Source organism: Pseudoneobacillus rhizolycopersici (assembly GCF_054786815.1).
Genome location: NZ_JBTOOE010000019.1, coordinates 70128 through 86342, shown reverse-complemented (window position 1 = coordinate 86342; position 16215 = coordinate 70128). Strand labels below are relative to the sequence as shown.

The following is a 16215-nucleotide window of genomic DNA, read 5'->3' as shown; positions in this document are numbered from 1 at the left end:
CACCTTGAGCACCTTGAGCACCTTGAGCACCTTGAGCACCTTGAGCACCTTGAGCGCCTTGGGCACCTTGAGCACCTTGAGCACCTTGAGCACCTTGAGGGCCTTGGGCACCTTGAGCACCTTGAGCACCTTGAGGGCCCTGAGGTCCTTGAGGTCCACGCTTGCATTTACAACAATCATCACAATCGCAACGATGTTTGCAACAACGATGTCTGCCACAATGATTACAACTAGACATATAGTTTCACCTCTTTTTAACGTAATTAAAATTTTTCTTACGTTATATTTATATTAGAAACTTCATAAATCGGCATCGGACAAGTGTTTATTATAATGAGTACAACCATAAAATTGATAAATTAACCCACTGATATACTTTGAAAATAAAAAGCCAACCATAAGTGGTTGGTTAGTAAAAAAATAATTCATTTATGAGGGGCAATTAACAGATGAAGTCACCAACTCCCCTTCATTATTGACCGTTATTAGCCAACAACAACCATTTGGTGATTTTAATATGATGCCATTACCAGAACCAAGTATGACAATATTATTATTTGGCTGAACCTGAATCATTCCATTTACACTATTTTTGAGCTGCCCAATCATATTGATTGAATCTGTTTGAAGATTGCCTAATTGAGTATCTTCATTAACCACTAATGATTCATTAATTGTAAAATTTCCTGCTGCAAAACCCTGACCATTAATATTAACCGTATCTGAAGGGCCGTTTCCTAGCTGTGTATTTCCTTCTACAGTTAATCCTCCATTAACAATCGCATTACCCGTTACAGAAACTGTATTATGCCCACCTGGATTGCCTAGGTGGGCATCTCCATTAACGATAAAATTACCTTGGACGATCTCATTACCAGAGACATTTACAGTGCTCCTTATAGAATTCCCGAGCTGAGTATTCCCATTGACCGTTAAGTTTCCATTTATTGACTCGTTGCCAGCAATATTAACGGTATCTGTTACCGTCCTACCTAATTGAGTATTTCCATTGACTGATAAGTTGCCCGAAATGTTAACCGTATCTATGATAGAAGAACCTAATTGGGTGTTTCCACTCACAGAAAGACTTCCCAAAATTCTAACAGAATTGATGGCGGAAGTACCTAACTGTGTATTTCCGTTAACGGTTAAATTCCCCTGAATGACCTCATTTCCAGCTATTTGAACACTATTTGCTAAAGAGGTTCCTAATTTTGTATTTCCATTGACAGTTAGATTTCCCTGAACTATTTCATCCCCTGCTATTTGAACGATATTGGCTAAAGAAGATCCCAATTTTGCGTTTTTATTCACCGTTAAGTCATCTGTAATTGTTTCTGAATCGAATGTCGTCATGTAAATCATTCCCTTCTAATCTAGGTGATTTCTTAACTAATGTACTAGGAAAGGAAATAATTTATGCTTGACTACATAGGATGGACAAAATATATGTTTACTGGGGGAGAATGACTATTTTTTCAGCACAAGATGCACAGTACTTTGAATACTCAATGCAAGCTTCCAGGCTATCATCATCTTTCATCTCCCACCACCTAATAGCGCCAGTAGGAGCACGAGCGGCAAAAACCTCAATCTCGGGTGGAATTCGCCCAATAACGACAATTTCAAAATCCCTAAAATTATTTTCAAGTCCTTCTTGGAGCATATTCAGGAGTTGGCTAGGAACCTTTACTGAATTTGAAAAAGGAATTGGGAATAAGATGGATTTTTTATTTTGGTTTTCTTGTGTTAAATGTGCAGATTTTCTAACAGGATGATTTTCAGAAGTTTCCCAAACACGGTGATATTGTAGATCATCGGGTAATCCAAGTTCGTTAATCCTTTCTTCTATTCTTCGATAGTAGTAGTTATAAATTTGTGCAACTAAAGTCTGAATTTGATTATTTCTTAGAAAGGTAGAGTTATTTCCATTTTCATTACGATATTGAATATAGAGTAGGTCCGGAACGGCCACATACTTTGTACATAGGAACGTTCGAACTAGCAAGTCATAATCATCAGCAACTAATAGCTCTGTTCGATGGCCTCCTATCAAGTGATAGCAATCCCTTGTCCATGCACGTGGATGATTGGGAAGACCAACCAAATGTGAGATGGTAGTGCTATTCGTTGTTGTGTTTTTGTAAACATTTTGCCATCGGTTCATTTCGTGTACCCACACTCGGTAATATAAGCAAGTTCCAAATCCACAATCCCACCCATACCAATGTGATTCATGGCTTCCCTCATATACCTCCGTACAATCTCCAAAGGCAAAGCCACATTCTGGATGTTGTTGAAAAGCATTGACGATTTTTTCTAAACAATCGGTTGTTAGTTCATCATCATGGTCAACTTCTACTAAAATTTCCCCTTTACATAGGCCTGCCGCATACCTTTTGACAGCTCCTATGTAGCCATTTCGAGAATCTTGGCGGTATCTCCTAACTCGTGGGTCTGTCAGAGATAATAAATAATTATTATAAGTCTCGTCCGCATCATCAGAATCATCAACGATAACCCATTCCCAATTTGTATAAGTTTGTTTTAAGAGGGACTGATAAGGTCGGTTTATTTTCTCCTTTGATTTGTAGCTAGCCGTGAATATAGAAACTAATGGTGTATCAGAAGAAAAACGGTTTTGGGGGATTATTTTATTTTCAGGCAGCGGGTCAGTATGAGCTAACCAGCAGAAAAATAAGTTATGCGGCTGAACCTGATCAGGTGAAGAATAATGCAGCCAACGTCTTCTTTCGTATAGGGGTAGTGAGTTTAAGGTTTGAAATTCCTCCCAATTATCACCGATTGATAAATAAACTCGGGGATGGTTGGGGTTCAAGTCTAATAATTTTTCTTCTGGACCATATTGCTTAATTAATATTCCACTATCAGTAATTTTATTTAGCAAGTGCTTTAATCCTTTAGGTTGTTTTTTTGAGATGAACAAATGAGTAGTTAATAGAGGAGTTTCCATTGTTAGATACATTCTCCCTTCAAAACACAATCTTTAAGTCATAAACTAATGTATTGTATGAGTAATGAAGATGGATGGTACTTCAATTTTGTACAACAAAAAAAACCTTGTCTTCATTTAGTAACCCGTTCAGTTGTCTGGTACAAAACGAAAATTAAACACACAATTGGACTGTTGATTAACATACAAATCAGCAGTCCGTTTTTATTGATATGAAGAGATTCATACTGAATTCAATGCATTTTCAATATACTTATTGGCAGTTGATTTAACAATATGACAATCCTTATTGTTATTTGAAAAACAAGTGCTGATTTGAATGCTAATTGCCCTGTCAAAAGTGGAAAAAATTAATCTAATATCGACTTCTATTTTGAAATCCATTTGGTAATATTTGCAAAGTAAAATTTACTATAAGTAAGTGTTGTTAAAGTTCACTTATTCTAATGTAGAGTAGTGTTTTAGTTTAAATTCCTATAATTGAAGTCAAAGAAAAATCCCTGCATTTAATAAAAATTAGGGATTTTTGTCGTTTTAATAGACTTAGGGATTGTCTGAAAAATAGGGAACCTTATTGAAGAAAAGCGTCGTTAGTTACATAAGATAGTTTGCTTTTATTTTTACAAGAACATATCGTTTCTTTTTTCGTGTATAAAGTTAATAAGCTATCAAACGGTTAACTTTTTGTCATAATAAATATGCATTTTAATATTATGATTGTGTAACATAAACATTGAAGGGAGATGGAAATTTGGCAAAAATTATGGTGATGTATGAAAGACCTACGAACATTGATGATTTCGAAAAATATTATCAAGAAGTACATTTACCTATGGTAAATGAAGTGCCAAATGTTAAAAACGCGTGTATCAATAGAGTCATACAAACTCAAAATTCCCCTGAACCTCTTTATTTAATCGCAGAACTGGAATTTGAAAACATGGAAGTTCTGCAAAACGCATTATCTTCAACTGGAGGGCAAAAAGTCCAAAATGATGTTGTTAATTTAGTCAAATTTTTACCAAAACCGCCGATTGTTTGTATCACCGAATGAGTGTTAACCGAATAGTAGAAACAAAAATTTGTTGCAAATGATGTATATCATGTTTTACAAAAACTTTTATAAAACTTTCAACTAGGAACTGCCTTTTGCCACTTCCTATTGTATTGAAGTAAACGGAGGCTTTAGTTGAATAAACAAGCACCAAAACAATTATAAAAGGACTTAGTTCATGTAAACTAAGTCCTTTTACTTTGTTAATATGATTGCTAATTATAATGTCAATTTTTGTACCAATTTATTTGTTAATTTGAATGCTATTTGGAACGTTTGTACCACTGAACTGAACGGGTTACTTCATTTAGACAAGGTTTTTTTCATCGTTCTATGGGGAATTCCAGCATCCATAAATTCTTCAGAAATAATCTCATATCCGAGTTTTTCATAGAAGGGAATCGCTTGCTTTTGAGCGTTTAATTTTAAGCTGGGTAGCCCTTGTTCTTTCGCAAACTTCTCAATGCCAAGCATAATTTCTTTTCCTGCACCAGTTCCTCGAGTTTCAGATAAAACACAGATACGTTCCACTTTACCGATACCATCTAAGACACGGAACCTACCAGCACCGACGGCTTGATTGTTGTTTTGATATAAAACAAAATGAGTCGCCTCATCTTCGAATTCATCAATTTCTAATTCTTCAGGTACATTTTGTTCATGAACAAAGACAATTTTCCTAATGGAAAAAGCATCATTTAGTTCTTTTTCAGTTGCAACAACTTTAAAATCCATTAATTAGCTATCCTTTCCTAATCGAAACGTTTCATAAACTGTCCACGAACCATTTTCAAGCTGATACAGTAAATGGATTCGGTCAACTACCTCTTCATGTTCAACTGAACTCATTTTTAAAGAACCAAAAACATCTGAATGTTCATCGTTCGATAATTTTTGGCCAATGGTAATATGGGGAACAAAGGCATATTCAGATCTTTCATGATCTAATTTTTCATTAATAACCGCTTGTAGGCTATCTAAATCAGAGGAAGGCTCAACCTTTAAATAAATGACATTATTTACTGGATAGAAAGAACTGAATTTTGTAACTCTTAATTGAAACGGTGTAAAACTATTTGCGATATCTCTCAGTTTTACGGAAAATTCATTTGCTTCTTCTTCGGTTGCAGAAAAAGCGTTTTTAAGAGTTAGATGTGGAGGAATTAATGCATAATGTGGATCATATCGCTTACGATAAGAATTTGCTAAATCTTGAAGCTTTTTAGTAGGAAAAATAACTACCCCGAATTTCATAGAACTACCTCCAAGTATTTATTTTCTAAATATTATAACAAATTTTCTATCCCAATACGTATAAATTCACCAATTTGTCTTAATTTACCCAAAATATTTGAGGGATTTCTTTAAAGCCCTTTTTAAATCAGGCTGCCAATAGGTCCACGTGTGATTGCCATTAAACTCTTCATAAAAGTGAGAGAACCCTTTTTGTTTAAATAAGGTGGACAGCTTACGATTCGCATCAAGGAAATTTCGTTCCTCGTAATTACTAGTGTCTACATCGGTTTCTTCTATACCGACGACTTGGTAAACATCAATTAAATGAGGATGATTAAATTGTTGGACCTTTGTTAGGACATTTTTATTTACATATGGTGATTGTAAAATAACCTTTCCGAAAGAATGTGGATATTCCAGTGCCGTCATTAGTGAAACTGTAGCTGCAAGGGAGTCTCCGATAAGGGTACGCCCCATCCCCATTTGAAAGGTTGGAAATTCTTTGTCGAGAAAAGGAACTAATTCATGGGCTAAGAATCGAATATAAGCACTGTTTTTCTGCCCATTGGGGTGATATTTCTGTCGTCGATCATCCACATCTCTATAAGGAATTCCCACAATAATCGTATTGACCATTTCTTTTTTGGGGATTAATTCATCTGCGATCGTTGCGATTCTGCCTAACCTAAAATAATCGTGACCATCTTGAGCAATTAGCAAATGGTATTTATACAATGGGGTAAATGAGCTAGGGAAATAGATCAAAAGCTCGATATCTTCCTTGAGGGAATGGCTATATAAAGTATAGTCCTTAGTAAATCCTTTATTCATTCGAATGTCCATCCTTCATACCTATAAAAATTATTTGTTTTTGACATTATACCTTTTTTAAGGAAATGGTATCAAATGATTTGAATTTATTAATCATTTAATATTTGTCAAAGGCATAATTATCAAATATTAAGAAATAGTGTGAAGAAAGAATCGACGAAAGTGATTATTTTAAAATAGGATAATAGAGGTAATTATTCAATTTAATTTACAATTGGGCAAATTTTTATGATAGAATAGTTTATGAATTATGAATAATCTAAAAATACAAGGGGGAAATGAAATGCAGAAAAAAAGTCTGTTATTAATGGCCATCTTCATGTTGATGCTATCGATGTTTTTAGCAGCATGCGGAAGTGACAAAACAGATGTGGCTGAAGACAAAGGGGACGACAACAATAATGCGGTCGAAGAAGAATCACCAAAGCCTGAGCTTAAATTTATGAGCATTGTTACTGGTGGTACGGGTGGTACCTACTATCCATTAGGTGGGTCAATGGCAAATATTATTAGTGATGCAACTGGTATTGAAACAAATGCCGAGGTCTCCGGGGCATCTGCAGAAAATATGAATACCTTAAAAGATGGCAATGCTGAAATCGCTTTTACTCAAACAGATATTGCTTCTTATGCAAAAGATGGAAAGTTAATGTTTGAAGGAAATGTTGTTGACAATGTGAAAGCGATTGGTACCTTGTACCCGGAAACAGTTCAAATTGTCACAACAGCGAAATCAGGCATTAAATCAATTGCTGATTTAAAGGGGAGAAAAGTCTCTGTTGGGGCTCCTGGTTCAGGTACATTTGCCAATGCTGAGCAAATTCTTGAGATTCATGGAATCACAATGAAGGATATCGATGCAAAACATTTATCTTTCGATGAATCAACAGCAGGGATTCAGGATGGCTCCATTGATGCGGCATTTGTAACAGCTGGGACTCCTACAGGTGCGGTAGAAGGCTTAGCCGCTACTGAAGATGTTGTCATTGTTCCTATTGAAACGGACAAAGCTGAAGAATTAATAGCGAAATATCCTTATTATGCCAAGCAAGAAGTTCCTGCTAATGTATATGGGTTAACAGATCCTGTTCCAACAGTTGCTGTTTTGGCTATGTTAGTTGTTCGCGAGGATCTATCTGAGGACCTTGTGTACAATATTACGAAGGCTATTTTTGAAAATACCGATAAGATTGGTCATGCAAAAGCGGCACTTATCAAAGCTGAAAATGCATTAAATGGTGTTGGGATCGAAGTTCATCCGGGTGCACAAAAGTACTATGATGAAAAGGGCATTAAAGCACAATAGTTTTCTATTAAACTATTAACATGACCGGTCTTTTGTTCCGTTTGGAAGAGAGACCGGTCATTTCAATTCTAAAGGGAAGAAAGGGAATAGTATGAAAGGACATAGTAAATCTATTAAAATTCTAATTTTTATCCCTTTGTTCTCTCTTAGTTTAGTCGTAATTTTCCTACTTCCGATAAGACAGGCACTGGTTTTGGAAAATCAACAAATGGGTAAAGTTCTTGCCTACCTGCCATTAAAGAAATTAGATTTCTTTGAAATAAAATACACACATTCTATTCATTTATCTAATGTGGTGGAAAGTTATCAAGCTACAGAAGAATTACAAATTAAACAATACGAGCTAATGTATGAAGATTTTGCGATTGGAATGCCTGCAAATTCGGCTGAAGGGGAAGTGTTTGAAGAGAAGGACGGTAAATATTTTATCAAAAATATGAACCGGATTTTTCCTTCCTTTGATTTAAGACTCGGTAAAGTTCGAGCAAACCATACATTAATTTATCAGAATAAAGAATATCCAATAGCAAGTTGGATAACCCCAGGAACATTAGTCCATTTTCAAGTGAAGAAAATTAACTTCATACAAATGTTGAAAGGAGTGGATATACGTGAGTGAGAATACCGAATATTTATCTGAGAAAGAACAACAAGAGCTCATTGAAAAATATGATCCTGAAGCGGGAATGCGAAAACTTAAAGGAATGATCGGTTGGATTGCGTTTTTGGGACTTCTATCATTTTCGCTGTTTCAATTATATACTGGTATTTTTGGCCAATTAACTGCCCAGTTACAACGGTCCATCCATTTAGGTTTTGCTTTAGCGCTGATTTTCTTGTTGTTTCCCGCTAGGAAAAAGAATCTAGGAAAGAATCGAGTTGCCTGGTATGATCTGATTCTTGCCGGCTTAGCCATTGTTGTGGGTGCCTATTGGCCATTAATGATTGATGAGCTCGTTATGCGCGTAGGACGATTAACCGATTTAGATTTTTATATTGGTTTAGCTGGAATTATTCTTGTTTTAGAAGCAACCCGACGTACGGTCGGTTTACCGATTACAGTTATTGCGATGATTTTTATTAGTTATGCTCTTTATGGTCCTTATATGCCGGGATTCATTGCCCATCGCGGTCTAGATTTAACTCGTTTAGTTCAAACGATGTTTTATACAACTGAGGGGATATTTGGCACACCACTTGGTGTGTCGTCAACGTTTATCTTTTTATTCTTATTATTTGGTTCCTTCTTAGTGAAAACAGGTGTTGGACAGTATTTTAATGATTTAGCGATTGCAATTGCCGGAAGAAGTGTTGGTGGGCCTGCAAAAGTAGCTGTTTTTTCTAGTGCTTTACAAGGAACAATCAGTGGAAGCTCGGTTGCTAATGTGGTAACTTCTGGAGCATTTACGATCCCAATGATGAAAAGGTTAGGTTATAAAAAGGAATTTGCTGGTGCAGTAGAGGCAGCATCTTCTACTGGTGGCCAATTAATGCCACCGGTAATGGGGGCGGCAGCATTCTTAATGGTCGAGTTTATTGGTGGAATTACCTATTGGGAAATTGCTAAAGCAGCTGCGATTCCTGCGATTCTATATTTTGCCGGTATTTGGATTATGACGCATTTTGAAGCCAAACGTTTAGGATTAAGAGGTTTAACAAAAGAAGAAATGCCAGATAAAAAAGAAATCATCAAGGATCTGTATTTGCTACTCCCAATTGTCGCGGTATTAATTCTGTTAATGACCGGAATGAGCGTCATGCGTGCAGCACTGTGGTCGATCTTAATTACTGTTGTTTTAAGTGGAATAAAGAAAAAGACGAGAATGGGTATTAAGGATATTATTGATGCTCTTATAGATGGAGCAAGAACCGCTCTAGCTGTAGCGGCTGCAACGGCCTCTGCGGGAATCATCGTTGGGGTTGTGACAAAGACTGGTTTAGGCTTAAAGCTTGCCAACGGCTTAATTGACCTAGCAGATGGAAAACTTTTATTAATTTTAGCATTTACTATGATTGCTTCTTTAATATTAGGGATGGGCTCCCCAACTACTGCTAACTATGTCATTACTTCAACTATTGCTGCACCTGCGATTATTTTAATGGGAGTACCTGATTTACCGGCGCATTTATTTGTTTTCTATTTTGGAATTGTGGCAGATATTACCCCACCAGTAGCCTTGGCGGCATTTGCAGCAGCGGCTGTGTCAGGAGGGGAACCGATTAAAACGGGAATTGATTCAACAAAACTAGCAATCGCGGCATTCATCATACCTTATATGTTCGTATTATCACCAGAATTGTTAATGATTGATACAACTTGGTATTATTTAGTTTGGGTCGTGTTTACCGCTTTTGCTGGAATGACTTCAATAGGGGCAGGAGTTATTGGTTTCTGGTTCAGAAAGCTTACCTGGTACGAAAGAATCATCGGTATAGTGGGGGGCTTGCTATTAATCTATCCAGAAGGAATTTCGGATATGATTGGATTAGGATTACTAGTCTTCGTGATTGCCCTGCAATTGATATCTAAGAGTAAGGACAAAGGTAATATAGTAACAACAAGTGCTTAAATAGATGCGGGTGGAGAGTTTTAATCTCCACCCCGAAAAAAATATTTTTTAGAAATTTATATTATTTCTTGACTTTGTTGTAAATATCCATATAATAAGAAATGTACCTTAATTATATACATGACTTGTTAGCTCAGTGGGAGAGCACTTCCTTGACAGGGAAGGGGTCGGGGGTTCAAGTCCCTCACAGGTCATACAAAGAAACCTCGATAACTATTATTATCGAGGTTTCATTTTATTTGTGCAAAAATCTTTCCAATGCATCCTTCCAATCCGGCATTGATTGAAATCCATTCATTCGTAATCCCATATGATCCAAAACAGAATATTTTGGACGTTTCGCCTTTCTAGGAAATTCCTCGGAATTACACGGCAATAGTTTACAAGATACATTGGCTTGATTAAACAATTCGCTTGCAAATTCGTACCAAGAACAACTTCCTGTATTAGATATATGATAAACTCCATATTTCTTAGTTTGAATTAACTGGACAATACATTTGCATAGATCAATTGTATAGGTTGGGCAACCAACTTGGTCATGAACGACCATAAGTTGTTCTTTTTCAGTAGCAAGCTTTAACATCGTTTTAACGAAGTTTTTCCCATTCCACCCAAAAACCCAAGAAGTTCGAACAATAAAGAATTTTGAGTGAAAATCACGAACTGTTCTTTCCCCAGCTAATTTAGAATTCCCATAAACATTTATTGGGTTTACAGTTGAAAATTCATGATAGGGTGTGGAAGAAATACCATCAAACACATAATCCGTACTTATATATACGAGTTTTGCTTGAATGCTTTCGGCCGCCAGAGCAATATTTCTAGTTCCAATTACATTAATAAGGAATGCAAGGTCTGGCTGTGATTCTGCCATGTCCACATTGGTATAGGCTGCGCAATGGATAATAATTTCAGGTTTTAGAAGAGTAACAAGACTAAAGACATCATTTTCATTTGTTATGTCTAACTCTGTTTTACTCTTAGCATATACTTGAAAACCAGCTAGTTTTAGGATAATGACGAGGTCAGTTCCTAATTGACCAGATGCGCCTGTAACAAGAACAGAAGCAATAATATTCACCCCCCAGGTAGTAGTTTCTTCCACCAGTTTTGTTTTTTTTGGTACCATGAAATGGTTTCCATGATTCCCTCATCAAATGTGTATAATGGTTTCCAGCCTAATTCTTTTTGAATTTTACTTGAGTCTATCGCATAACGATAATCGTGCCCTAAACGGTCTGGGACATAAGTAATTAAATCCTTTGAAGCACCTAGGGTATCTATGATTAGATTGATCACTTCAAGATTAGTCCGCTCATTATTTCCACCTATATTATATATCTCTCCCGATTCCCCTTTATGGATAACTAAGTCGATTGCTGCGCAGTGGTCCTTTACATGTAACCAATCTCGAATATTTTTACCATCACCATAAATAGGTAAAGGTTTACGGTTTAATGCATTAATAACCATGAGGGGAATGAGTTTTTCTGGATATTGAAATGGTCCATAGTTATTGGAGCAACGTGTAATGTTTACATTCAACCCATACGTTTCATGATAAGCTCTCACCAAAAGGTCGGCGCTAGCTTTACTTGCTGAATAGGGGCTATTAGGTAATAAAGGACTTTTTTCTGTAAAATAGCCAATAGGTCCTAAAGAACCATACACCTCATCTGTAGAAACTTGAATGAGTCGAATATTGATTTTTTTAGCTACTTCCAATACACTTTGGGTCCCCAAAATATTCGTCTTAACAAATTGATATGCTTGACTAATACTCCTATCTACATGAGATTCAGCAGCGAAATTGACTATAATATCAATTTTTTTGGTGGTAACAATGAATTCTAAAAGCTCATTATTTGAAATATCTCCTTTAACAAAAGAGTAGTTTTTATGTTTTTGAATAGAGTGTAAGTTTTCTAGATTACCTGCATAAGTCAATTTATCAAGATTTACAATCTGATAATCAGGATATTTTTCTAGAACATATTGAATAAAATTACTACCAATAAATCCAGCTCCACCTGTTACAAGTAAATTCATTTCATTCATCCCCTTTAGAGAAAGCCTAGTTCGGCATCTTTTAATAACGGAAGCTGACTGTCTTTTGTAGAAAGTATTGGATGGGACACAGGCCATTGGATATCAATGTCCGGATCATTCCAAATGATCCCCCTATCGTATTTTGAATCATAATATTCGTCAACTTTATAGAGAACATGTGTATTAGGAACGAGTGTACAAAAACCGTGAGCAAACCCTTTTGGAATCAGAACTTGACACTTATTTTCCTCACTTAAAGTAACTCCAATCCATTGTGAAAAAGTAGGTGAATTTTCGCGGATATCAACAATTACGTCCAAAATAGCACCGGTACAAACTCTCACTAATTTTGTCTGGGCTTTTGGATTTAATTGATAATGTAGTCCACGAATGACTCCTTTTTCATTTGATAAGGAATGATTATCCTGAACGAAATCAATTATTATTCCAGCGCGTTCTAGCAAACTTTTATTATAGCTTTCCATAAAAAAACCTCGATTATCATGAAAGACAGCAGGCTCTAAAAGGAAAACTCCTGGGAGTTTTGTTTCAGTGATTTTCATTTGTCACCTCTAATTTTACCAGTAAGCGCCATTAGGTATTTTCCATATTCATTTTTCATTAATGGTTTGGCTAATTGAATTAAATCATCTTTAGAAATATAGCCTTTTTGATAGGCAATTCCTTCAATACAAGCAATTTTTATATTTTGCGTTTCCTCGACGGTCTTAATAAATTGAGAAGCTTTAAATAATGATTGATGTGTTCCAGTATCTATCCATGCATTTCCTTGTCCTAATAATTTTACTGATAAATCACCTATTTCTAAATAGGCTTTATTGACATCAGTAATCTCTAATTCCCCTCTTATAGATGGTCGGATTCTTTTCGCGATTTCACTGGCACGATTGTCATATATATATAAGCCAGTAACGGCATAGTTTGTTTGTGGATTAATAGGTTTTTCGTCTATAGAAGTTACTTTGCCATCCTTGGAATATCCAATAACACCAAATCGTTCCGGATCTTTAACATAGTAACCGAATACAGTAGCCCCTGTTTTTTGATTAATTGCTTCAATTAGAAGGTTTTGAAATTCTATTCCATAAAAAATATTATCGCCCAATATTAAGGCAACTTGGTCATTATGAATAAATTTCTCTCCAATTATTAAAGCTTGGGCAATCCCATCTGGTGAAGGTTGAACTTCATATTGGATGGAAATGCCTAGATGGGTTCCATCACCTAGTAAAGATTGATAATTAGGAGTATCTTGAGGAGTAGATATTATTAGTATTTCTTTAATTCCGGCCAACATTAAAGTAGCAAGCGGATAATATATCATTGGCTTGTCATGAATAGGCAGTAAATGTTTCGAAACGGATCTTGTTAAAGGGTATAATCTTGTACCGCTTCCACCGGCTAAAATGATCCCTTTCATTTCTAGCCTCCTTTTCTAATAAATAGGCTCGATACGTATTAAACAATGTTTTTTAATATTTTATGAATAATTGTAAATAATGGTACAACCAAAAATATTTGATTTGTTATTTTTAAAATCTTTACGAAATTCAAACGACTATGCTAGTACAATTGAAGCGCCAATGTAATATAATATAATATTCAAATTGTTAAAGGGGAGATTAAGATAATACGTAAAGAAGTTACCTTTGAGACAAAATGTTATGAAAGAGATTGGGAAAGTTTATTAAAAACAGATTTACTAAAAAAAATGATTGATTATAATCTGTATTCCTTTTCCAATAAAGTACTTTTTATTAATAATGTTCAAGATAAAGAATTAGTCAGCTATCATGCTGAAATTCTTGTAAAAGAAGGGATCCTTACCTCATTCGTTATTGTGGATGACTATGCTGAAGAAGCTCTTGATTTTTTTGGACTAACAAAAGATTGCTTTGGAGCTGGATATTATTATTCAATATCTGAACTTGTTAGTATCTATCTTTGTAAAACGGAGTATCTCCTTCACTTTTCAAGTGATTCTATATTAGAAAAACCGATTGATTGGATTAAAAATGCAATAAAAAAAATGGAAGGCAACATGAAAATTAAAGTAGCAAATCCAACATGGAATGGACAATATCAAGAGGCGCTTGCTGAATCTATAGAGGAGGACGACTACTTTTATACAGGATTTGGTTTTTCAGACCAATGCTATTTAATTAGAGTTAAGGATTTTAAACAAAAAATTTATATGGAAAAGAATTCATTGTCCGAGAGGTATCCTGTGTATGGTGGTGAGTTGTTTGAAAAACGAGTAGATGCTTGGATGCGAAATAATAACTATTACCGAATTACTTATAAACTTGGTAGTTATATACATCCAAGTCATTGATAAACAGACAAAAAAAACACCCTAATTGAAAGTTGAATGTTGTAAAAACAATTTATTTTCAATTGAGGGTGTCCTAAACCGTAGTTAGCTACTTGAAATCTCATTCAGCATGTCTTCCCAATAGGAGGGAGGAACATTGGCTAAGTCAATCCATGCTCTTGTACCCCAACCGCACAAAGCATCTAAAAGACTACCAAAGTCAAATAAAAACACTTTATATTTTTGTTTTTTGAGAATTCTTTTGGTAAGAACTCTTCCACTACCACCCGTAGCTATTACAATAACTTGATAATCATTCATGTGCTTGTCCAGTTCGATTAGTGTTTCACTTTCGATTCGATCTATTTGGCTAAAACTATCTGAAGGCGGTGTTTTAATATGGATAGGTGCATCAAATAATTTATATACCACATCTTCGGGAATATTTTGATTACCGACAAAAATGGGCTTAAACTTCCTAATAAATCGTAAGAATTCTATAGTAAAATCCCTATCATAAACACCTAAATAGTGTAGGGCTACAGGTGAATAAATTGTTTCATTTTCAAAGTATTTAATACTGGAACTTAGTAAGGATTCTGCGAATCCATTGTCCCATTTATGAACTCCAGGCGACATTTTTGGCATACATCCATATTTATCAGAGTGTAGAGGAAGGCTCTTAATAATTCCTTTACCAGTTAAGGAAAAAGCTTCTTTCATTTCTTCGGCTATTTTAGGATTCCCCCCTTGTAGCATGTCATCTCCGCCCTCACGAAGGAAAACATCACCGTCACCAAATCTTAAATAAGCACCAGTAATTTGTTTTTCGATAATTTCCCGACACTTATTAAGAGTGATATATGAATCCCAAATAAATTCTACCATTTTGATCCCCTTTCAATTTTTGATATTGTATTTTACGAACTTTAATCCGAAGGGGAACGGTAATTGTCTATAAAGGTTTGTTAAAAGGGCATGGTGGAAGATAACAATTTACTTTGTTACCAGTTTATCCTTAAAAAATTTCCCCATTAAACACAAGTTCGATATAATAAAAACTATTGTAGTATCCACATTTTTCATTATAATAATTCTGTACAGATTCTTATCTGAAAGTGAGTGTTCGAAATGGGTCGTAAATGGAACAATATTAAGGAAAAGAAAGCTTCAAAGGATGCAAACACGAGTCGTATTTATGCTAAATTTGGCCGTGAAATTTATGTAGCAGCTAGACAAGGAGAGCCAAATCCTGAATCCAATACAGCATTAAAGGTCGTTCTTGAACGTGCGAAAACATACAGCGTACCAAAAACGATTATTGATCGAGCGATTGAAAAGGCTAAAGGTGGTTCAGAAGAAAGTTATGACGAGCTTCGTTATGAGGGATTTGGACCTAGTGGGTCAATGGTAATTGTTGATGCCCTTACAAATAACGTCAACCGAACTGCATCTGATGTACGAGCTGCTTTTGGTAAAAATGGTGGGAATATGGGTGTCAGCGGCTCTGTTGCCTATATGTTTGATGCAACTGCCGTGTTTGGAATTGAAGGAAAGACAGCTGACGAAGTGCTGGAATTGTTGATGGAAGCTGATGTTGAAGTACGGGATATCATTGAAGAAGAAGATCATGTTATTGTTTATGCAGAACCGGACCAATTCCATGCTGTTCAAGAAGCATTTAAAAATGTCGGAATTACCGAATTTACGGTGGCTGAGTTAACGATGTTGGCTCAAAACGAAGTAACTTTACCTGAAGAGGCACAAGCGAAATTTGAAAAAATGATTGATGCACTAGAAGATTTAGAGGATGTACGTCAAGTGTATCATAACGTTGATCTGGGCGAATAATGAATC

At 35.6% G+C, this 16215-nt stretch carries 17 protein-coding genes and 1 tRNA gene; 7 read left to right on the top strand and 11 right to left on the bottom strand.

Annotation, left to right across the window (positions count from 1 at the left end; genetic code table 11):
- From ACX9YW_RS17365 to ACX9YW_RS17355, 3 genes are all read right to left on the bottom strand, one after another.
- On the bottom strand, positions 1 to 219 hold a 219-nt coding region (locus ACX9YW_RS17365), incomplete at its 3' end, for a hypothetical protein (protein WP_460348757.1).
- Between the two features lie 210 nt (positions 220 to 429).
- Positions 430 to 1356 carry a hypothetical protein gene (locus ACX9YW_RS17360; protein WP_460348755.1) on the bottom strand — a complete coding sequence of 309 codons (927 nt, stop codon included), beginning with the start codon at positions 1354 to 1356 and terminating at the stop codon, positions 430 to 432.
- A gap of 97 nt (positions 1357 to 1453) precedes the next feature.
- A complete protein-coding gene (locus ACX9YW_RS17355) occupies positions 1454 to 2986 on the bottom strand; it encodes a glycosyltransferase (protein WP_460348753.1) in 1533 nt (510 codons plus the stop codon).
- Between the two features lie 739 nt (positions 2987 to 3725).
- Here ACX9YW_RS17355 and ACX9YW_RS17350 point away from each other — a divergent pair.
- On the top strand, positions 3726 to 4028 hold the full coding sequence (locus ACX9YW_RS17350; protein ID WP_460348751.1) for an EthD family reductase: 303 nt from the start codon (positions 3726 to 3728) through the stop codon (positions 4026 to 4028).
- Between the two features lie 303 nt (positions 4029 to 4331).
- Here the strand turns inward: ACX9YW_RS17350 and ACX9YW_RS17345 are convergent, their stop codons facing one another.
- The 3 genes from ACX9YW_RS17345 to ACX9YW_RS17335 all read right to left on the bottom strand — a co-directional run bounded on the left by ACX9YW_RS17345 (position 4332) and on the right by ACX9YW_RS17335 (position 6095).
- Entirely contained in the window at positions 4332 to 4763 is a 432-nt protein-coding gene (locus ACX9YW_RS17345; protein ID WP_460348749.1) for a GNAT family N-acetyltransferase, read from the bottom strand.
- A gap of 3 nt (positions 4764 to 4766) precedes the next feature.
- Positions 4767 to 5282: a YjcG family protein gene (locus ACX9YW_RS17340; protein WP_460348747.1), complete on the bottom strand. Its 516-nt coding sequence runs from the start codon at positions 5280 to 5282 to the stop codon at positions 4767 to 4769.
- Positions 5283 to 5366: 84 nt separating this feature from the next.
- A complete protein-coding gene (locus ACX9YW_RS17335; RefSeq protein ID WP_460348745.1) occupies positions 5367 to 6095 on the bottom strand; it encodes an alpha/beta hydrolase in 729 nt (242 codons plus the stop codon).
- Between the two features lie 283 nt (positions 6096 to 6378).
- Here ACX9YW_RS17335 and ACX9YW_RS17330 point away from each other — a divergent pair, with 283 nt between their 5' ends.
- The 4 genes from ACX9YW_RS17330 (at position 6379) to ACX9YW_RS17315 (ending at position 10165) form a co-directional block, all read left to right on the top strand.
- Positions 6379 to 7401: a TAXI family TRAP transporter solute-binding subunit gene (locus ACX9YW_RS17330; RefSeq protein WP_460348743.1), complete on the top strand. Its 1023-nt coding sequence runs from the start codon at positions 6379 to 6381 to the stop codon at positions 7399 to 7401.
- A 193-nt stretch (positions 7402 to 7594) separates the two neighbouring features.
- Positions 7595 to 8020, top strand: a complete 426-nt coding sequence (locus tag ACX9YW_RS17325) for a DUF1850 domain-containing protein (RefSeq protein WP_460348740.1) — start codon at positions 7595 to 7597, stop codon at positions 8018 to 8020.
- A complete protein-coding gene (locus tag ACX9YW_RS17320) occupies positions 8013 to 9971 on the top strand; it encodes a TRAP transporter permease (RefSeq protein ID WP_460348738.1) in 1959 nt (652 codons plus the stop codon). Before ACX9YW_RS17325 ends, ACX9YW_RS17320 begins: the two co-directional genes overlap by 8 nt.
- Positions 9972 to 10093: 122 nt before the next feature.
- Positions 10094 to 10165, top strand: a tRNA-Val gene (locus ACX9YW_RS17315).
- A gap of 41 nt (positions 10166 to 10206) precedes the next feature.
- On the opposite strand, the gene rfbD is transcribed toward ACX9YW_RS17315, so the two are convergent.
- The 4 genes from rfbD to rfbA are packed head-to-tail and all read right to left on the bottom strand — an operon-like array spanning position 10207 to position 13464.
- Positions 10207 to 11055 (bottom strand): dTDP-4-dehydrorhamnose reductase, encoded by an 849-nt coding sequence (gene rfbD, locus ACX9YW_RS17310; protein ID WP_460348736.1) that lies wholly within the window; start codon positions 11053 to 11055, stop codon positions 10207 to 10209.
- Positions 11052 to 12023, bottom strand: a complete 972-nt coding sequence (rfbB, locus tag ACX9YW_RS17305) for a dTDP-glucose 4,6-dehydratase (protein ID WP_460348734.1) — start codon at positions 12021 to 12023, stop codon at positions 11052 to 11054. Before rfbB ends, rfbD begins: the two co-directional genes overlap by 4 nt.
- 14 nt (positions 12024 to 12037) lie before the next feature.
- Entirely contained in the window at positions 12038 to 12586 is a 549-nt protein-coding gene (gene rfbC / locus ACX9YW_RS17300) for a dTDP-4-dehydrorhamnose 3,5-epimerase (protein ID WP_460348732.1), read from the bottom strand.
- A complete protein-coding gene (rfbA, locus tag ACX9YW_RS17295; RefSeq protein WP_460348730.1) occupies positions 12583 to 13464 on the bottom strand; it encodes a glucose-1-phosphate thymidylyltransferase RfbA in 882 nt (293 codons plus the stop codon). The genes rfbC and rfbA overlap by 4 nt, the downstream gene beginning before the upstream one ends.
- Before the next feature lie 291 nt (positions 13465 to 13755).
- Between rfbA and ACX9YW_RS17290 the strand changes: the two genes are divergently transcribed.
- Positions 13756 to 14379, top strand: a complete 624-nt coding sequence (locus tag ACX9YW_RS17290) for a hypothetical protein (protein WP_460348727.1) — start codon at positions 13756 to 13758, stop codon at positions 14377 to 14379.
- An 84-nt stretch (positions 14380 to 14463) separates the two neighbouring features.
- Here ACX9YW_RS17290 and ACX9YW_RS17285 read toward each other — a convergent pair whose 3' ends face one another.
- Positions 14464 to 15246: a hypothetical protein gene (locus ACX9YW_RS17285; protein WP_460348725.1), complete on the bottom strand. Its 783-nt coding sequence runs from the start codon at positions 15244 to 15246 to the stop codon at positions 14464 to 14466.
- Positions 15247 to 15489: 243 nt separating this feature from the next.
- Here ACX9YW_RS17285 and ACX9YW_RS17280 point away from each other — a divergent pair, with 243 nt between their 5' ends.
- Positions 15490 to 16209 (top strand): YebC/PmpR family DNA-binding transcriptional regulator, encoded by a 720-nt coding sequence (locus ACX9YW_RS17280; protein WP_460348723.1) that lies wholly within the window; start codon positions 15490 to 15492, stop codon positions 16207 to 16209.
- The last annotated feature ends 6 nt before the right edge of the window (positions 16210 to 16215 follow it).